Origin of the sequence: Streptomyces phaeolivaceus (assembly GCF_009184865.1) — a bacterium.
Classification (GTDB): Bacteria; Actinomycetota; Actinomycetes; order Streptomycetales; family Streptomycetaceae; genus Streptomyces; species Streptomyces phaeolivaceus.
In genome coordinates this window covers 4,328,921-4,347,122 of the sequence record NZ_CP045096.1, presented here as the reverse complement: position 1 = coordinate 4,347,122, position 18,202 = coordinate 4,328,921, and the positions used below count along the sequence as shown (strand labels likewise).

The window sequence follows — 18,202 nt, the reverse complement described above, 5'->3', positions numbered from 1 at the left end:
GCCGACAGGCCGGGAGGACGTGCTGACGCGGGACTGCCTCGAAGCGAAGGGATGGACTGGACGCCCCGCGCGCCGGTGCGGCCCGCCGACGCGGACCCGCCGAACCGGCGCCGCTACGACATCCTCAACCGCCGTGCCCCGCGCGCCTTCGAGGAGTCACGGCGCGACCCCGGGGTGCGCGCCGTGTTCCGGGAGTGGAGCGCCTGTATGGCGAAGGACGGCTTCCGGCGCGCCGATCCGCCGGCCGCGGTGAACGACCCGCGCCGGGGCGGCTCGACGGGCCCCTGCGCCGACGAGATCGACACGGCCCGCGCCGACGTCCGCCGCAAGGCGGAGACCGGGGTGGTGGTCGTCTGGCGCGCCGCCGAGCCTCGGATCCAGCGGGCCGCGATCACCGCCGACCCGGCGGACCTCCGGGCCCTGAAGGCGCCCCGGGAGTCCCATCTCGCCGCCGCCCGGCAGGTGCTGGACCGGAAGGCCTGACCGCCCCCGCCCCCGCCCCCTCCTCCCGGCTCCCGCACCCGCTGCCGCCCCGCGGCGCTACTCCTCCCCGTCCCCCTGCTCCGCCTTCTCGTCCGCCTCCTTCTCGCACTCCAGGGCCGTCGTCCGGGACGGCCCGCCGTACTGGGAGCTGATCCGGACGTCCCCCGGCTCATGCACGGTGAGGCGGGTGAACTCGGTGAGGTCGCCGTCGGACTCGCGGTCGGCGGTGAGGCAGCCGTTGTCGGCCCAGAGCCAGGGGGAGTAGGCGACCCGGACGATGACCTCGCCGGCCTTCGGCATATGGACGACGAGATTGGCCCCGTCGGCGCTGACCACGGTGGCCGGCCTGTCGACCAGCGGGGTCGCGTTCCTCACCCGGTAGATCTTCCAGTTGGCGTCCTGCCAGACCGGCTCCAGATAGTCCGGCCCGCTGCTCACCAGCGCGTGTTCCAGCTCGGCGGGCCCGTCCGGCTCGCCGTTGACGAGGACGACGAAGCCGACGGCCCACTGCGACAGCCACGCCTTGTAGGCGGCCGGGGTGAAGGCCCCCTCGGGCACCTCGGTCCCGCCGTGGCCCTCGTAGAACAGCCGGCCGCGCTCGACGTCGGCCTGCCGGTTCCAGCCGCGCGCCATGTTGATGTACGGGGCGAGGATGGCGGCCTCGCGGTGGTCGCGGGCCGGGACCACCTCGACGCGGGTCTTCCAGGCGCCGAGCCGCTTCAGCTCCTTCACCACCCCGTCCGTCTTCACCGCCCACTCGGGCACCTTGGTGTTGGTGACGATGTCGGCGGTCGTCTTGCCGGTCAGCCAGGTCACGGACAGCACCAGGGCCACCGCACCGGCGACCACACGCCGCCGGGGCGTGAACCAGGACAGGGGGAAGCGGGCGCTGTCCGTACGCGCCTCGCCCCGGTACAGGCAGATCGCCAGGGCCGCCGCCGGGCCCGCCAGTTCGAGCAGACGTTCGACATTCGTGCCGATGGGGGTGGGGATCAGATAGCAGAGGACCACGCCGAGCGCGTAGATCCCGGCGCTCAGGCGGAGCACGCGCCAGGCGCTCGGCGCGACCAGCACCACCACCGCGCACAGCACGACCGGCGGCCATATCCGGCTGAACGCCATGGGCTGCTCGCCCTCGAAGGGGAACAGCAGTGTGGTCACGGCGACCACGGTCACCGGCGGCGCGATCAGCGCCGCCGCCCGGCCCCACTCACGGCACAGCAGATACGCGGCGCCGACCACGAGGAGGAACAGCCCGGAGACGGGGCTCCCCAGCGTGGAGAGCGTCGCGCACACCGCCGCCACCGCGAGCTGCCGCCCGCCGCGCCCGCTCAGCACCGCCAGCAGGGCGCCCAGCGAGAAGGCCGTGCCCAGCATGAACGTGGAGCGCCCCGACACCACCTGGCACCACAGCGAGAACGTCGCCGCCAGCGCGACCGGCACCGGCGCGCGTACACCCGTACGAGTGACGACCGCACCGGCCAGCCAGGACGCCGAGAGCCCCGACACCAGCGTCACCGGGACGACACCGAGGGCCGCCATCAGATACGGCGAGAGCACGCTGTAGTTCGCCGTGTGCAGACCCCCGTACCAGAACAGGTTGACCGCGGAGTCCGGGTACATCTTCGCGAACTCCGCCCACGCCACCTGGGCCGCGAGATCGCCGCCGCCGGTCGCGAAGACCGCCCACCACACGAAATACAGCGGCAGGGCGCACAGGGCGGCCGTGAGAGGCACCCGGTGGCGCCGCCGCCACACCCGGTGGCGCCGCCGCCACGGCTCGCGCGGCGGGGACGGTTCGTCCGCCCGCGAGACGGGTCGTCGTGGGGTCAGCTCGGCAAAGGCCACTGCGGCTCGTCCGTTCCGTTTCGACTCGTGCGGGCGGGTGTTCCTTGTTTGTTTGTGTAGACGCTAATCACCCGCTGACAGTTGGCCGACAGGAGCGGTGCGATCCGCCACGGCCGTAGGGAAACCCCTACGGTCGTACCCGTGTACCCGTACTACACGGCCGAGGACGCGACCGGGAACGCCACGTCGCACACCGGGTCCTCGGGGCCCGCCGCGTCCCAGTCCGCGAAGTAGATCTCCCGGCACGGGCCGGTGACCTCCAGGCCCCGCCCGGCGATCCACCGCTCGACCGCCTCGAACGCCGCGAGGATCTGCGGATGGGCCACCTGTGCCTTGCTGATCCGGGTGTACACGAGCCGTCCCGCCGGCTCCACCCGCACCCTCGTCTCCCAGGCCCGCCCGTGCTCCGCCGCCCACGCCCGCGCGGCGCTCTCGTCCGCCACCGGCACACACGACTCGGCGGGCCCGTCGCTCTCCATCGACACCTCGGAGTGGTACACGACGAACGGCGCGCCCGTGGTCCCGCCGCAGGCCGCCGCGCCCTCCTCCAGCCGCCCCAGCGACGCCCCGATCCACGCCGGCAACTCGTCGGCGAGGGTGTGCCGCGACTGGGTCAGCAGCACCTGCGGGGGCGTATCGACCGTTTCGACGGTGAAGTTCCCACATGTGTCGCTTTTCTTCTCTTCCATGCCTGACTCCGTTCCTGACAACCGTCCACGGAGGTAGGCGACCAGGGTCCGCTGGGACGCGAACCGCTCCTCGGCACCGGCCCAGTACGCGGCGAGCCGTTCGGCGGCGCGCCGGCCGTCCGTGTCGACGACGTCCACGATCTCGGCGATCCGCGCGAGCGGCATGTCCAGCTGCCGCAGCAGGGCCACCAGACGGGCACGTTCGGCCTGGTCGGCCCGGTAGTACCGGTAGCCGTTCACCTCGTCGACGTACGCCGGCGGAAGCAGCCCCAGCCGGTCGTACAGCCGCAGCGCCTTCGCCGACAGCCGCGCGCGGGCGGCGAAGGCTCCGATGGTGAGCAGGTCGTCCATGTCCCTCGGGTCCCCTGGTCGTCCTCCGTCGCCGGACGCCCTCCGCCCGGCGAGAGGGACGGTGCCCCTTGCCCCAGGGGGAAGGTCAACGGCGGCACCGGGCACTGTCGGCCTGGACCGAGAGTGTCAGCCGATGGCCTTCTCGACGGCGGCGACCAGCTCCGCCGACTCCGGCTCGGTCTGCGGGGAGAAGCGGGCGACGACCGAGCCGTCGCGGCCGATCAGGAACTTCTCGAAGTTCCAGCGGATGTCGCCGGTGTGGCCCTCGGCGTCCGCGTGGTCCACCAGCCGCTCGTACAGCGCGTGCCGGCCCTCACCGTTGACCTCGACCTTCTCGGTCAGCGGGAAGGTGACGCCGTACGTCGCCGAGCAGAACTCCGCGATCTCCTCGGCGGAGCCGGGCTCCTGCCCGAGGAACTGGTTGCACGGCACGCCGAGCACGGTGAAGCCCTGGGCGGCGTAGCGGGCCTGCAGCGCCTCAAGGCCGGTGTACTGGGGGGTGAGGCCGCACTTGGAGGCCACGTTCACGACGAGAACGGCCTGGCCGGCGTACTGCGTGAGGTCGGCGGAGCCGCCCTTCAGCGCGTCGATCTCGACGTCCAGGACGGAGGGGGTGGCGTTGTCTGTAGTCATAAACGGATGCTATCTCCGGAAGCGTTTTCGCCTCCGCGCCGCCCCTGCCGAGGGGAGGCCGCCCGCAGCAGCACCTCCCCCTCCGCCGTACGCGCGTACAGCACCGAGCGGCCCGCCCGGCCGCGCCGGACCAGCCCGGCGTCCAGCAGCACCCGCAGATGACGGCCGACGGACCCGAGCGCCTGCCCGGTCACCGCGCACAGCTGCGTCGTACTCATGGGGGAGTCGAGGAGGACGAGGATCCGGGCACGGTTGTCCCCGAGGAGGGGCCCGAGGGCGGCGGGCACGACGGTGGTGCTGCCGTAGCTGCCGCCCCCGTCCCTGTCCCTGTCCCTGTCCCTGTCCCTGGCCCCGTCTCCGTTTCCGTTTCCGTCTCCGTCGGCGAGGACGCCCGAGCAGGGGTAGACGACGGCGTACCGCTCCCGCTCCTCCCACGCCACCCACCCCGTCCGCTGCGGGGTGACCGGCACGAAGACCAGCCGCGCCCCGGAGATCTCACGCGGCGGGTACTCGTGCGCGTTGACCTGGAGCCGGTTCTCGCCGAGCCACCGCATCCCCGGCCGCAGCGCGTCCAGCACGGCCGCCCAGCCGCCCTGCCCGAGCCGCGCGGTCCGGGCGAGCACATCGGCCTCCAGCACCCGTCGCCGCCGCTGCCAGTACGGCCGTACGGTCTCCTCCCACACGTATGTCAGGAGGTCGGCCGCGCGGCCCGGCAGGTCGTCCCGGCGGAGGACGGCGGGCACGGGGCCGCGCAGGGAGAGCGCGAGATGGGCGCGGGCGGCGGCGGGATCGGCGCCCCGGACGCGGGCGACCTCGGCGGCGAAGGTCTCGTCCTCGCGGGGTGTGGGGGTCAGGAAGTCGGCGATCCACTCCTTGCCGAGTCCCGCGCGGACCAGCGGCGCGGTCACCGGGTCCCGGGCCAACTCGCGGCGGTACGCGGGCAGATGGGCCCGCAGCCAGGCCCGTTCCCCGGGGTGTGTGCCCGTGCCCGCGTGCAGCGTCTTCAGACTCGCGAACGTCTCCGCGAGCGGCGACACGACGAACCGGCTCCCGGCGAGGGTGTCGGCGTTGACCTGCCACCAACCCATGCGGAGACCTCCGGGATCCGACGCGAGCGTGCCCGTCCCGGCTTCGGTGGGGCGGCGGAGCTTTCGCGGGTGGGCGAAACATTACGGCGGGCGGGCGGCGGGCCGGAGGGTCCTGTCCCATGCGCAGCTATCAAGCCCTCTTCCGTACAAGGGAGTTCACCCCTCTCTTCCTCTCCTCCGCCCTCCAGGTCGCCGCCGTGACGATCGGCGGCCTGGCGCTCGGCACGTCCGTCTACGAGGCGACCGGCTCCCCGCTGCTGTCCGCCCTCAGCATGTTCGGCCCGTCCCTGGTCCAGGTGGTCGGCGCGACGACGCTGCTCTCGGCGGCGGACCGGCTGCCGCCGAGGACGACGCTGACGGGCCTGGCCGTCGTCTGCGCGGCGAGCACGGCGATCCTGGCGCTCCCCGGCCTGCCCCTGTGGACGGTCTTCGCGGTGATCGCCGCCCAGGGCCTGGTCGCCTCCCTCGGCGGTGGCGTCCGCTGGGGCCTGCTGAACGAGATCCTCCCGAAGGACGGCTATCTGCTCGGCCGCTCGGTGTTCAACATGCTGCACGGGCTGACACAGGTCGCCGGATACGCGACCGGCGGCGCCCTGGTGGTGTGGCTGTCCCCGGCGATGACCCTGCTGGTGGCGGCGGGCCTCTACACGGCGGCGGCCCTCTGCACGGCACTGGGCCTGACCCGTCGCGCCCCGCGCGCCTCCGGCCGCCCGTCCGTCGCCGAGACCTGGCGCACCAACGCCCGCCTGTGGTCGTCGGCCCCGCGCCGCCGCCTCTACCTCGGCCTGTGGATCCCCAACGGCCTGGTCGTCGGCTGCGAGTCCCTGTTCGTCGCGTACGCCCCCGACCGCGCGGGCCTCCTCTTCGCCTGCGCGGCGCTCGGCATGCTGATCGGCGACGTCACGGTGGGCCGCCTCCTCCCACCCGCCACCCGCGACCGCCTGGCCACCCCTCTTCTCCTGCTCCTGGCCACCCCGTACCTCCTCATTGCCCTCCACCCCCCGACCCCGGTCGCGGCGGCCTGCGCCGCCCTCGCCTCCATCGGCTTCGGCGCCAGCCTGATCCAGCAACAGCGCCTCCTCGCCCACACCCCACCCGAACTCACCGGCCACGCCCTGGGCCTGCACTCGGCGGGCATGCTCACGATGCAGGGGGCGGGCGCGGCCCTGGCGGGCGGCACGGCCCAACTGACCTCACCGGGCGTGGCGATGGCAGCGATGGCGGGGGCGTCTGCGGCGGTGACGGTGGGGTTGTGGGCGGCGGGGAGGAAGGGTGAGGACGCGAGGGCCGCGTCTACGGCGGATGCGTCGTGATCCCACCCGTCACACTCAGGTGCGACCTGGGCCACTGGCTCAGGCGGTCGCGGGGAGTCGGTCCAGGGACCGGCAGTCCCGGCACCGGCTGTGCCCCGAGGAGCGGAACCCCCGGTCGCAGCCGTCGCAGTTGCGCATGGTCAGGACCGCCGGACGTGATGGGGGTTCTGTGCTGCCGGTCGCTGCGGATGTCAGCGGGGACTCCTTGAGCCGGTAGGCGAGGATGCCGGCCGGGCGGACGAGCAGGTGGTCCGGGAGCCGTGTCGTGAGGTGGTCGGTGATATGGGTGGGCAGCAGACCTGCCGTCAGCCATCGGGTGACGGCAGGCGCGAGGCGGGCTGCTTCCCGCTCGGACAGGACGAGGCGGGGGTCGACGCGGCGCAGACCGGCGAGTACGGCAATGGCCCGGGGGTCGGTGTCGGCGAGCGGGCCCGGTGCCCCGGATGCGGTCTCGGCCTGCGCTTTCGGCCCCGCCTCCTCTTCCGCCGGTACGGGTGCCTCCACTGTGTCCCTTACGGCCCCGGCTCCCGACGCGGGCGCGGCAGCGGCGGGCCGCTTCCCGGGCCGACGGGGCGCGGGCGGCCTGGGCGGGCGGTCCGGACGCGGGTCGGGGTCCGGGTCGCAGTCGGGGTCGCTGCCAGGGACGTCGTAGAAGTACGTCCGGGTGCGGACCTGTCCGGTGGGCGTTCGCTCGCGGCGGCGTTCCAGGTACCCGGCCGCTTCCAGTTCCCTCACGCCGGACACGGCTTTCGCTTCGGAGCGCGATGGCGACGGCCGGGTGACGGCCGTGGAGTTGTGGGGAGCTGACGGCGCGTGGACGCGCGCCGAGGACGGTGGCGTACGGCAGGCCGGGCCGCGTCTGCTGTGGGACGCGGTAGAAGCGGCACACGAACTTTACGTCGAGTACGGCCGGCCGGGCCGGGAGCGCTTCGGCGTGACCTTGACCGCCGAAGGGCAACGGATCTGGCTCGACGCCCCCAACCGTCCGGTACCGGTTGCTGCCACCGTGGCCCAGCACCACGGTGCCGATTCCGGGGCGGGCCGCAGAACTCGCCTGTCCTGAACGTCTTCACCATGGCCGGAGCCTCCACGGACACAGTGCTCGACGCCGACCTCTCGGACAGCCTCCTGACCATCGTCGGCCCGTTCGTCCTAGGGCGGCACGGTATGGGAGGGGCGCGTCTGGAGGCCACGTCCGGAGCCGGGCGTCCGGCACACCCGACTTCTGTCTCCGATTCTGCCTCCGACCACCCATCGCTCGCTGGAACTTCGAAACCGGCCGCCGGTAAAGACCCTCAACCGCGCCGGCCTCCGGCCCACCTCGGCGCGACATACGGGCGGGCCACCGGAGGAGATCCGGTAGCCCGCCCCGGGGACCTGGTCAGCAGGAGAAGGCCGCTGATCAGCCGGCGTCGGACGTGATCAGCTGACGTCGGACGCGTCCAGGCGGTACAGCCCGCTGTCGCTGTAGTCGTTCACGGCGCTGCCGTTCGCCTTGACCCACTCGGCGATCTCGGAGGCGGCGGTGCTGCTGCCGCCCCGGCCGCTGTCACTGTCGCTGACGACGATGTAGTGGAGCTTGCCCGCCTTCACCAGCTCCTTGAGCTTGGCGAGGGTCATGGCCTCGTCGCCGCCGGACCAGCCGCCCATGGAGATCACGGGCTGACCGGACTCCAGGATGATCGAGGAGGCCGTCTGGTCGGTGGCCACCGCCACCAGCCAGGTCGCACCGTCCTGGTTCTTCTTCAGATACGTGATCATCTCGGACGAGACCTGGGAGCCGCCGCCCATGCCGCCACCCGTACCGCCGCCACCGCCCATGCCGCTCCCGGTGTTGGGCCCGGCCGTCGGGCTGGTGCCGTTGGCCGAGGCCGTGGTGGCCGCCGACACCGAGTACGCGGCGGGCCCGGCCAGCAGCGCGACGACCGCCGCGATCGAGGCCAGCCCCACGAGCTTGCGGCGCCGCATGAACCGTCCGACGAGCAGCCCGATCACCGCGACCGCACCGGCGACACCGGCCACCACCTGGGCGACCGTGTAGAGCGTGCCGGAGCCGGAGACCCGCTGGAGGACGTACGCCTGCATCATCTTCGTGTTGAAGGCGAAGCCGATCGCGACGCCGGACCAGACGAGAGGCATCGCGCGGCCGGTGCGTACGGCCTTCATGAGCGCCGCCGCGCCGAGCAGCATCAGGAAGACGAGGATCGGGTCGGGGTTGGTGTCCCGGGTGATCGCGACCGTGATCGGGGTCAGGGTGAGCGCGAGCGCGGCGATCGTGCCCGCGACGGCCCCGAAGTCCCGCTTGACCATGCGGTACAGCAGCGCCACGGACCCGACACCCACCGCGACCATCGGCAGCATCATCTGCCAGGTGCCGTAGCCGAACACCCGGGCCGACAGACCCATCACCCACAGCGCGAACGGCGGTTTGTCGACGGTGATGAAGCTGCCCGAGTCCAACGCGCCGAAGAAGAACGCCTTCCAGCTCTTCGTGCCGCTGTAGACGGCCGCGTTGTAGAAGGTGTTGCCGGTGATCGAGGACAGGTTCCAGGCGTACAGCGCCGTGGCCGGCACGAGGATCGCCCACAGCGCGGGGTGCGCCCAGCGCGGGTCCTCCGGCGCACCGGTGAACATCCGCCGGACCCGGGCGGCGGGACCGCCACCGACTCCGGTGACTCCGGTGGAAGGAGCTTCGGCCCGATGCCTCGGGCCACTGTCCCGCCCGGTGGCGGGCGGCGGAGCGAGGGTCGTCATGACGCGTACTCCATGTCCTTGAGGTTTCCGGGGAGTTGGGGGAGCTGTGGGAAGGAAGAGGGGGCGGTGGCGGCCGTACGAGGACGGGCGGCCGTATGGGCTTCGGAGTCGGCCGTACGGGCTTCGGAGTCGGCCGGGACCCAGGAACGGCGCGCCCGGTGCGGTACGTCGGCCACGCGCACCCGGCGTGCGGCGGTCGCGCGGAGCATGCGCCCCATGCCCCTGAGGTCGTCGACGGCCGTACGGACGAAGTCGACGCGGCTGTCGGGGCCGTCGACCCAGTCGACGGGGACCTCGTGGATGCGGAGCCCGTTGCGCTGGGCCAGCACGAGGAGTTCGGTGTCGAAGAACCAGGCGGTGTCCTCGATGCGCGGGGCGAGCGCCCGGAAGACGTCGGCGCGTACCGCCTTGAAGCCGCACTGCGCGTCGGAGAAGCGCGCGGCGAGGCCGAGCCTCAGCAGCAGGTTGTAGGAGCGGGAGACGAACTCACGCTTGGCGCCGCGGATCACATCGGCCTGCCGGTGCAGCCGGCTGCCGATCGCGAGGTCGCTGTGGCCGGAGAGCAGCGGCGCGACCAGCGGCAGAAACCCTTCGAGGCCGGTCGAGAGGTCGACGTCCATGTAGGCGACGACATCGGCGGTGGACCGGCTCCACACGTGCTTGAGCGCGCGCCCCCGCCCCTTCCGGTCGAGGTGGACGGCGTGGACGTGCGGGAGCCGGTCGGCCAGGGCGCGGGCCGTCTCCCAGGTGGTGTCCGTGCTCGCGTTGTCGGCGATCGTGATCCGGAACGGGAACGGGAAGGACGCTTCGAGGTATGCGTGGAGACGGCCGATGCTGCCGGCGAGGACGTGCGCCTCGTTGTACACCGGCACGACGATCTCGACCGAGCGCCGCCGGACGCCTCCCGCGTTCATTTCGTTCATGGCAGCGACTGTCGAGGCCGCTTCTGGGGCGACGCTGAGCGAGTACTGAGGGAAGAATGAGAATCAGCGAACTCACAGCTTCCCCACAGCGGGAGGCCTCAGCCCGTTCTCATGACCGGTACGGACTCATGACCGGTACGGCCTGATGGCCGCCAAGCCCTCATGACTGGTACGGCTGCTGCTGGGGCTGGCCGTGCGACTGGCCGCCGTGGACGCCCGCGTTCTGCGCCTGGAGCCGTTCGGCCTGCTCGGCGTCGATCTTCTGCTCGGCGCCGCAGAAGGTGCACTGCGTCTGGTACTTGGTCGAGATCGGGATCAGCGGCACGAAGAACAGCGTGAACTTCGTGACCCGCTTCCTGAGCGTGTGCGCGGCGGGGTTCCCGCACTGCCCGCACACCAGCGTCAGTATCGCGAGCTGGTACAGGTATCCCTTGGTGCCGAAGATGATGAACATCTGATCCTTCCCGGGGCTGTCTATCGACGCACTGCCATCCAGTGTGCCCGTCCGTGCCGGCCTCTTGCTTCTTCGCCTACTTCTTCACTTCACCGGTGAAGACCGCTTCCTCGGAGTCGTAGTCGGGGGAGACCTCGACCTGGAGGAACGTTTCGTCCTTGGGAAGTTCGCAGGCCCAGGGAACGGTGAGGGAGCGTCCCGCGAGGATACGGGTCTCGGGGAGCCCGTCGAGCCCGTCGTCGTAGATCGCCTCGCCCTCCTTGCCCTCGTCGCCGTAGGCGCAGTCGACGGTCATCTCGTTGGCGTCGACCGTGGCGTCCGACCCGTTGACGATCTTGATCGTGAACTTCGCGTACGGCGTGTTCTCCGGCGCCGCGTAGTCGCTGGACACCCCACGGTCGAACCCGGAGAGCGAGACCTCGACATCACTGTCGTAGATCACCGTGTCGTCGAGCGCGAAGACCCCGTCGTCGTCGGAGGCGGTGTCGCTCGCGTCGCCGGAGGAGTCCTCGGTCCCCTGGCTGCCCTCGCCCTCGCCCTCGCCCTCGCCGTCGTCGCCGGTGGTGTCGGCGTCCTCGGCCGCGACGGTCTTCGTGACGGTGACCGTCGGCGCGGGCGAGGCCGTCCCGTCGCCGTCGTTCGTCACGACGATGCCCGTGCCGATGACACTCGCGACGACGGCGACGGCACAGCCCACGATGATCAGGTTCGTCCGGTTCCCGCCCGGTGGCTTCGGCTGCTGTGGCGGCATCGGCGGCCCGTAGCCCGGCATGGGCGGTGGCGTGATGTCGTGGCTCATGTTCCCCCCCCGCGATGGTGCAGTTGAAGGGTGAATCATCCCGTACGCGAGCGATTTTTTGGAGACTGTGTGGCTGGATCGTGACGGTGAGGCGCAGGACACTCGCGTACGGCGGACCGTCAGGGCTGTGTGACGGCGACCTTGATGCCGAACCCGATCAGGACGACCCCGGTCACCCGGTCCATGGCCCTGCGCACGGCGGGCCTCTCGAAGAACCCACGAGCCCTGGCCAGCAGCATCACGTAGCCACCGAGCCAGACGAGGGTAAGCCCGGCGTGCAGCAGCACGAGGAGCGCCATCCCGGCCTCGGGGGACGGGCCGGTGGGCGCGAGCGTGGGCAGCAGACCGGTGTAGAAGACGGCGATCTTGGGGTTGAAGACGTTGGTGACCAGCCCTGTCCGCCAAGGATTCCCGGCCGGCGCGGACGCCGGCGTGGACGCGGGCGCGGATGCGGGCGCCGACGTGGGCACGTCCGTCCCGCCCTCACCGCCGTGCTTCCGCCGGCTGCTGAGCAGCGACTGCACGCCGAGGGCGACGAGATAGGCGGCTCCCACCAGCTTGACGACGGTGTAGGCGGTGGAGGACGCCGCCAGCACGGCCGCGAGTCCGGCCACCGTGAGCACACCCCAGATGAGCAGCCCGGCGGTTATCCCACCGACGGTCCTGAGCCCGTCCCGCCATCCCCCGACGACCGCCCGCTTCGTCACGACGGAGCGCCGCTGCGATCGTGTCGGCGATCGGTGTCGTCGGACGCCCGATCAGCCGGGCCAGGTCTCCGTTCGCTCCGGCCAACTCGCCCTTCGCGAACGACGCCTCCGCGCCCGCGAGGATCTCGGCGTACAGCGCGGGCATCCCCGCACCGGTCAACAGATCGACGTACGCCTCGACCTCGACCGGCGTGTAGACGATCTCCCGGCCGGTCTGCCCGCCCAGCTCGGCCGCGAACTCGGCGAAGCTCCAGGCACGGTCCCCGCTCAGCTCGTACGCCCGGTTCTCATGCCCCGTGCCGGTGAGCACGGCGACGGCCCCGGCCGCGTAGTCGGCACGGGTCGCGGACGCGATACGGCCCTCTCCGGCGGCCCGGACGAGAACACCGTGCTCGACCACCCGGTCCAGCCCGTCGACGAATATCTCGCTGTACCAGTTGTTGCGCAGCAGGACGTACGGCAGCCCGGACTCCACCAGCACCTTCTCCGTCCCGCGATGCGCTTCGGCGAGCGGGGTCTCATGGGTGCCGGCGGCGCTGGTGTAGGCGAGGAGCGCGACCCCGGAGGTCCGGGCGGCGTCGACGACGACCTTGTGCTGCGCCACGCGGTCCCGCCCCATCTCACTGCTGGAGATCAACAGGACCTTGTCACCGGCCGCGAAGAGGCCCTCGAAGGTCTCGGGCACGTTGTAGTCGGCGACCGCGATCCGCACACCGAGGGCTTCGAGGCCGACCCCCTTCTCCTCGCTCCGCACGACAGCGATGATCCCGTCGGCCGGAACCCGCTCCAGCAGGCCCTGGACGACAAGACGGCCGAGATGCCCGGCGGCTCCGGTCACGACAATGCGCATGATGCTGACAACTCCTGGTGAAGAGGAATAAGTGGGATGAAAGCGGTGAACCGCGTGAATGGTTCTCCGCCCCACCCTAGGAGCTACGGTCACTCTGCGTGAGTACGTACTTTGAAGTACGGTGCCGACATGGCGGCGAGCACCGAGAGGGACGACACGGCGGCCGGCGGGCGCGGCCCTGACTCCGGCCCCGGCCCCGGCCCCAAGGCCCTGTGTCCCCAGCGGCTGACCATGGAGCACGTCACCAGCCGCTGGGGCGTCCTCGTACTGATCCGGCTGCTGGAGCGCCCGCACCGCTTCGCCGAACTGCGCCGCTCCATCACGCCCGTCGGCCCGGTCAGCGAGAAGATGCTCGGTCAGACCCTGCAGAGCCTGGAGCGGGACGGCCTCGTCGACCGCGACGCCAAGCCGGTGGTCCCGCCCCACGTCGACTACTCCCTGACGGACCTGGGCCGTGAGGCGGCCGATCAGATCCGCGCGCTGGCCCTGTGGACCAACGACCGGATGGACGAGGTGGCGCAGGCCCGGCGGGACTACGACTCGGCGAAGGGCCGCGCCTGAGCGACGCCCACCCCTGGGTGACCGTGCCTGGGTGACCGCACCTGGGTGACCATCCCTCGATGACTGCCGCTTACTACCCCTCGCTTACTACCCCTCACTTACTACCCCTCGCTGACGATCCCTCGGTCGAGTCGACTGCAACCTGAGAGGCAGAAGAGGGTCCCTCTGCGGAGCGATGCGGTCTACGCCCCCGGTCCGGAAGGCTGTCTGTCAGGACCGGCAGGACGGATGGATGAGGGAAGGCAGCATGGAAGCGATCAAGGAGCCTGACTGGAACACCGTGGGCGTGCTGGGGGCGGCGCGGGGCGCGAGGGCCGACGGAGACGCCATCGGCACCGAGCACCTGCTCGCAGGCATCACCACGTCCAAGGGGCCCGCCCGCGAAGCCCTCGAACGCGAAGGGGCCACGCGGACCACGCTGTTGGCGGTATTACGGGACAGAAGGGCCCGGGGTGCCGAGTGGAGCGGTGCGGACGACACCGAGGCGACCGTCGGCGTCCGGGAGGTGCTGGGGGAGGACGGAAGCGACCGCTTCACGGGCGCCGCGGCCAGGGCGCTGACCGCGGCGATGGGGCAGGCGGGACACGAGGGGGCCGCGAAGTTCGGCGCGGTTCATCTGCTGCGCGCGCTGCTGGCGGAGGACAACCACGCGATGGAGCTGCTGAACGCCTGCGGCATCGCACCGGAGGACGTACGGACCCACCTCGACGCCGCCCGCGCCACCCGGAAGGACGGCCTGCCCCCGCTCCTCCACCCCACCCGCGACATACTCCTCGGCCGCACCCACTACCGCCACCTGCCCTTCTGGAAGCGATGGCTGGTCAAGGCCTCCGGCGTCAACTGGGCGTCGAGGCCCGCGTGGTGGGCCGCCCTGGAGACCCATGAACAGGCCCGCCGCCTCGGCCACCGCACGGCCGGCACGGAACACCTCCTCCTGGCGATCCTGGCCACCCACGAGGTCGCGCTCCGCTACCCGCACCTGGCGGCGGAGAACGCCCCCACCCCCGACCTCCGCTACACGGGCGGCGAACGCCTGACCCACCTGGGCCTGGACCACGCCACGGTCCACCGGGCCCTGACCGCCGCCCGCATCCCCCTGAAGCCCGACCCCCGCCCCCTCAAGCAATACCTCGACGCGGCGACAGCCCGCCCCACGACAGACCCGCCCGCCCCCACCGACGACCCCTGGCCCGACCAGGGCACCGGCCCCCTGCTCGACTCCCTCCTGACCGACCGGACCCGAGCCCGCCAACTGATCGAGGCCCTGACCACCAATCCCCATTGACGGCGCCCCCGATGACGGGTCGATGGCGCCCGGCCGCCGGTCCGCGACGTTCCGCTCGCCGTCGCACACCGCGCGACCCTCGCCCTCCCCCCCCCGGGTCCCGTCCCGCCCTTCTCGGAACCGTGAACCGTGCGTTCGATGTCGTGTCATGTCATGCACACAGCCGAGCCGGGATCCCCTTCCTGTCTCCCCTGGGCGGGCTCAGCGTTGTTCGGAGCCGTCATGGGCTGCGTCGCCTGGTCGCTGACCGTCTGGGCGCGCGCCTACTGCGACGCGGGTTACGACGCGGGCGGACGCTTCGAACTCAACTTCCTGCTCCCTCTCGTCGTGGGAGCCGAAGCACTCGTCGGCCTCGCGTCCCGGGCCATCGGCCGACGCCTGACGCTTCTGCCGCCTCGCATGCCGACGGCGATCCGCCGCTCACTGCCGACACTGCTGGTGATCGTCGCGACGGTGTGGTCGGCATGGTGGTTCTTCGCGACCCGAGGAACGCTGGACGGCTATCCCGGCGACTCCGGCCTCTGCCCCGCGAGTAACGTCCCACCACCGTGGCCCGACTGGATACCCGCCTGACCAGCCGCAGTTGAGGAGCGAGGAAAAGAGCGGGACGACGCAACCCCGAAACCGTCACAGCCGTATTGACGTACAGGTACGGGGAGCACCTGTGACGCCGTCCCGGATCGGGACATGACCGCACAGGCCGACAGATGGATGCGAGTACGGGCCACATGGATGAAATCCACGACGATGTAGCGGAGTTCGCGTTGCTGCTGACGCGTCTGAAGGAGCGAACGGACCGCAGCTACGCGGCGCTGGCCCGCCGCCTGAACATGCATGCCTCCACGCTGCACCGTTACTGCGTCGGCGAGGCGGTTCCCCTCGACTTCACCGGGATCGAGCGGTTCGCCGCGCTCTGCGGAGCCTCCCCCGAGGAGCGCGTGGAGTTGCACCGCCGATGGATCCTGGCAGTCGCGGCACGTCAACGAACCCGCCCATCCGCCGCCCGCCGGGCACCGAAGCCCCACGACACCACGAGCACCACGTGCACCACGAGCACCACCGCGCCATCGGCCGCACCCGAGACCCACAGCAGCCCCTCGACCACGCCGCACGCCCCCACAACTGGACCCCTCCCCCTACCCCTCCCCCTTCCCGTCCCCCTCGCCGTCCCTCTCCCCATCCGTCCCCGACGACGGCTCATGCGATCGATAACACTGGCGGCCTCGCTCGCCGTCGCACTCACCGGCCTGACCGCATCCGCTGCCGGACCCCCCTCGGGCGACGGCGAGTCGACGGCCTCAGCCCGCACCGCACCAGGCCCCTCGGCATCGCCCACACACAACGGCGACAGCCCGCACCCCTCCGCCGGATCCCCCTCTGCGGGCACCCCCTCCACCGGCGGCGAATCATCGGCCTCGGACCGCACCACACCAAAGCCCTCGGCATCGCTCACGGGCGGTGCCAGCCAGCAGGAGAACAGGGAGAGCGCAGACACAGGGGCGCCCCCGACGGCCCCACTCACCTGGACGGCCAACTCCCACATCTGGCGACCCGAATGCGACCACGACTACGTCGTAGCCAAGCCACCGCAGCAGGTCCCGCCGCCCCCGGCCCCACAGGACGCGGCGGCCTGGGCCTCGTCCCTGGGGGCGGTGCACGGGCGCACCACCCATCTGCGGATCTCGGTGCAGGGACGCGGCTCCGCAGCCGTCGTCCTGGAGGCACTGCATGTACGGGTGGTCGACCGCACGACCCCCGCTGCCCGCCGAGGCATCGCGTACTCCATGTACGAAGGCTGCGGCGCGATCCTCATCCCCCGCCACTTCTCCGTGGACCTGGACGCGCGCCGCCCCCTGGCCCGTTCGATTCCCGGCAACGAGACGGACAGGCCGAGCCCCGCGATCGACTTCCCGTACCAGGTGTCGCTGCAGGAGCCGGAGGTCCTGCTGCTCTCCGCGCGCACCGATTCCTGCACCTGCGACTGGTACGTGGAACTCGACTGGTCCTCACAGGGCCGGACCGGCACGGTACGCATCGACGACCACGGCCGCCCGTTCCGTACCACCGACATCAAGGGCCTACCGCACTACTGGTACCGCGACCCCGCCGGCTGGGTGCCCATGACCACCGTCTACGAGGAGGGGGAAACCGGCGACGGCGCCTGACGAGGCAACTCGACGAGGCAACACGACGAGACCACCGGGGCCGCCCGGCGCCCGGCGGACGGCGGACGCGATCACGCGCGCCACCCGCCCGGCATTCCCGCGCATTCAGCACCTGGAACTGCTGGATATCCGTATCCCGTTGACGATGTAGGAACTGCTGAACACGGTCTGGGTGTTCGGCCCGAGGCAGATCGAGCCCCCGCTCTGGAGCCGCAGGTGCACCACGTCGTCGTTCCGGGTGTTCAGGACCCCGTAGTGCGGCCGGGGCGTGACCGCCTGATAGCCACTGGTGACGTCCTTGTACTTCGAGAGCGGATTGCCCGCGATCAGGGCCCCGTTGTCCACGTAGAAGCAGACGTAGGGGTAGGGGCAGCCCTGGGTGGGGGACTCCGCGTGGGCCGCGGACGCACCGCTCATGGCCATGACCGCGACGGCCAGGCTCACCCCCGCGAAGCTTGCGACCTTACGGATGACGGGCTTCATCAGACCTCCAAGAATCAAGAATGACGTGAATGTTGCAGTCCGCCCGTGACAGGCGGCGGATCTGCCGGAAGCGGTCCCGATCGGGGCCCGTCACCTCGACATGATGAAATCCAGGGCGAATCCGGGAGCGGTCGTCCAGTAGGTGACGCGCTGGAAGTCGTTGGCGTACAACGTCTCCACGGGCATGGGGACGTCGATCGGCTTGCCCACGCTGCTGCCGGCCTTGCGCCCCTGGAGGCCGAGGGTGATGCTCTTGGCCTCGTACTCGTCCATGGGGCCGTTGACGACCAGACCGGCGTACCCCTCCTCACCCGGAGCGAGGGTGACGGGAACCCCCGGGTGCGGGTCGCTCTCCGCGATCACACGGGCCGTCTTCCGACCGTCGCCGAGCCGCACGAGGGGGTAGCGGTAGAGGTCGCACTTCTTGTCACCGGTGTTCTGAACGGTGAGAAGGAGATGCCTGGCATCCGCACTGTCCGCGGGCTCCTTGCTGGCAGACACCCCGAGCACCCTCTGGTCACAGACGGCAACGCCGCCCTTGGCCACACCGCCACCACTGCCACCGGTGGCGGAGGCCTGCGCCGACACACCACAACCGAGCGCCAACACAAGACCCGCAGCCACGGCCGCACGGCGACCGGCAAGGGACTTCACGTTCATCTGCGTATTCCTCTTCTGTTCAGTAGATAAATGAAACGGTGAAACGGTGAAACGGTGAAACGGTGAAACGGTGAAACGGTGGACGGGCGAGCCGGAGCGCCGTGGTGCCGCCGGGCGGCCGGCCGCTTCAGCCGGTGCGACAGCCGTAGCATCGGA

The 18,202-nt window shown here is 71.3% G+C and carries 19 protein-coding genes and 1 pseudogene; 7 read left to right on the top strand and 13 right to left on the bottom strand.

Annotated elements, in window-relative coordinates:
* Window positions 1-51: 51 nt before the first annotated feature.
* Window positions 52-483 carry a hypothetical protein gene (locus F9278_RS20310; RefSeq protein WP_226966822.1) on the top strand — a complete coding sequence of 144 codons (432 nt, stop codon included), beginning with the start codon at window positions 52-54 and terminating at the stop codon, window positions 481-483.
* Window positions 484-540: 57 nt separating this feature from the next.
* Here F9278_RS20310 and F9278_RS20305 read toward each other — a convergent pair whose 3' ends face one another.
* The 4 genes from F9278_RS20305 to F9278_RS20290 all read right to left on the bottom strand — a co-directional run bounded on the left by F9278_RS20305 (window position 541) and on the right by F9278_RS20290 (window position 5,092).
* Window positions 541-2,220: a hypothetical protein gene (locus F9278_RS20305; RefSeq protein WP_152169636.1), complete on the bottom strand. Its 1,680-nt coding sequence runs from the start codon at window positions 2,218-2,220 to the stop codon at window positions 541-543.
* Between the two features lie 263 nt (window positions 2,221-2,483).
* Window positions 2,484-3,371 (bottom strand): MerR family transcriptional regulator, encoded by an 888-nt coding sequence (locus F9278_RS20300; RefSeq protein WP_152169635.1) that lies wholly within the window; start codon window positions 3,369-3,371, stop codon window positions 2,484-2,486.
* A 126-nt stretch (window positions 3,372-3,497) separates the two neighbouring features.
* Window positions 3,498-4,004, bottom strand: a complete 507-nt coding sequence (locus F9278_RS20295; protein ID WP_152169634.1) for a glutathione peroxidase — start codon at window positions 4,002-4,004, stop codon at window positions 3,498-3,500.
* The gene (locus F9278_RS20290) at window positions 4,001-5,092 is read right to left on the bottom strand and encodes an ArsR/SmtB family transcription factor (RefSeq protein WP_152169633.1); all 1,092 of its coding nucleotides are present in this window, start codon (window positions 5,090-5,092) and stop codon (window positions 4,001-4,003) included. The genes F9278_RS20295 and F9278_RS20290 overlap by 4 nt, the downstream gene beginning before the upstream one ends.
* 119 nt (window positions 5,093-5,211) lie before the next feature.
* Between F9278_RS20290 and F9278_RS20285 the strand changes: the two genes are divergently transcribed.
* Window positions 5,212-6,405 carry an MFS transporter gene (locus F9278_RS20285; protein ID WP_152169632.1) on the top strand — a complete coding sequence of 398 codons (1,194 nt, stop codon included), beginning with the start codon at window positions 5,212-5,214 and terminating at the stop codon, window positions 6,403-6,405.
* 39 nt (window positions 6,406-6,444) lie between these two features.
* Here F9278_RS20285 and F9278_RS20280 read toward each other — a convergent pair whose 3' ends face one another.
* A complete protein-coding gene (locus F9278_RS20280; protein ID WP_319023111.1) occupies window positions 6,445-7,140 on the bottom strand; it encodes a hypothetical protein in 696 nt (231 codons plus the stop codon).
* A gap of 43 nt (window positions 7,141-7,183) precedes the next feature.
* Here F9278_RS20280 and F9278_RS20275 point away from each other — a divergent pair, with 43 nt between their 5' ends.
* Entirely contained in the window at window positions 7,184-7,468 is a 285-nt protein-coding gene (locus tag F9278_RS20275) for a hypothetical protein (protein ID WP_226966821.1), read from the top strand.
* Window positions 7,469-7,827: 359 nt separating this feature from the next.
* Here F9278_RS20275 and F9278_RS20270 read toward each other — a convergent pair whose 3' ends face one another.
* The 6 genes and pseudogenes from F9278_RS20270 to F9278_RS20245 all read right to left on the bottom strand — a co-directional run.
* Window positions 7,828-9,159, bottom strand: coding sequence for an ArnT family glycosyltransferase (locus F9278_RS20270; RefSeq protein WP_152169631.1), 1,332 nt, complete (start codon window positions 9,157-9,159; stop codon window positions 7,828-7,830).
* Window positions 9,156-10,082: a dolichyl-phosphate beta-glucosyltransferase gene (locus tag F9278_RS20265; RefSeq protein WP_152169630.1), complete on the bottom strand. Its 927-nt coding sequence runs from the start codon at window positions 10,080-10,082 to the stop codon at window positions 9,156-9,158. The genes F9278_RS20270 and F9278_RS20265 overlap by 4 nt, the downstream gene beginning before the upstream one ends.
* A gap of 160 nt (window positions 10,083-10,242) precedes the next feature.
* On the bottom strand, window positions 10,243-10,536 hold the full coding sequence (locus tag F9278_RS20260; protein ID WP_152169629.1) for a zinc-ribbon domain-containing protein: 294 nt from the start codon (window positions 10,534-10,536) through the stop codon (window positions 10,243-10,245).
* Window positions 10,537-10,612: 76 nt separating this feature from the next.
* Complete coding sequence (locus tag F9278_RS20255; RefSeq protein ID WP_152169628.1) at window positions 10,613-11,335, bottom strand: hypothetical protein; 723 nt, start codon at window positions 11,333-11,335, stop codon at window positions 10,613-10,615.
* Window positions 11,336-11,454: 119 nt separating this feature from the next.
* Complete coding sequence (locus F9278_RS20250; RefSeq protein WP_404818927.1) at window positions 11,455-12,042, bottom strand: LysE family translocator; 588 nt, start codon at window positions 12,040-12,042, stop codon at window positions 11,455-11,457.
* A gap of 1 nt (window position 12,043) precedes the next feature.
* Window positions 12,044-12,892, bottom strand: a pseudogene (locus F9278_RS20245) (SDR family oxidoreductase); the annotation flags it as partial.
* Between the two features lie 231 nt (window positions 12,893-13,123).
* On the opposite strand from F9278_RS20245, the gene F9278_RS20240 reads away from it, so the two are divergent.
* From F9278_RS20240 to F9278_RS20225, 4 genes are all read left to right on the top strand, one after another.
* Window positions 13,124-13,453, top strand: a complete 330-nt coding sequence (locus F9278_RS20240; protein WP_226967310.1) for a winged helix-turn-helix transcriptional regulator — start codon at window positions 13,124-13,126, stop codon at window positions 13,451-13,453.
* Window positions 13,454-13,700: 247 nt separating this feature from the next.
* The gene (locus tag F9278_RS20235; protein WP_152169624.1) at window positions 13,701-14,738 is read left to right on the top strand and encodes a Clp protease N-terminal domain-containing protein; all 1,038 of its coding nucleotides are present in this window, start codon (window positions 13,701-13,703) and stop codon (window positions 14,736-14,738) included.
* A 222-nt stretch (window positions 14,739-14,960) separates the two neighbouring features.
* Window positions 14,961-15,311: a hypothetical protein gene (locus F9278_RS20230; RefSeq protein ID WP_152169623.1), complete on the top strand. Its 351-nt coding sequence runs from the start codon at window positions 14,961-14,963 to the stop codon at window positions 15,309-15,311.
* Window positions 15,312-15,466: 155 nt separating this feature from the next.
* Window positions 15,467-16,903: a helix-turn-helix domain-containing protein gene (locus tag F9278_RS20225; RefSeq protein ID WP_152169622.1), complete on the top strand. Its 1,437-nt coding sequence runs from the start codon at window positions 15,467-15,469 to the stop codon at window positions 16,901-16,903.
* Window positions 16,904-17,008: 105 nt separating this feature from the next.
* Here F9278_RS20225 and F9278_RS20220 read toward each other — a convergent pair whose 3' ends face one another.
* Both F9278_RS20220 and F9278_RS20215 read right to left on the bottom strand, forming a co-directional pair.
* Window positions 17,009-17,386, bottom strand: coding sequence for a hypothetical protein (locus F9278_RS20220; RefSeq protein ID WP_152169621.1), 378 nt, complete (start codon window positions 17,384-17,386; stop codon window positions 17,009-17,011).
* Window positions 17,387-17,476: 90 nt separating this feature from the next.
* Entirely contained in the window at window positions 17,477-17,932 is a 456-nt protein-coding gene (locus F9278_RS20215; protein WP_404819017.1) for a DUF4232 domain-containing protein, read from the bottom strand.
* Window positions 17,933-18,202 lie beyond the last annotated feature (270 nt).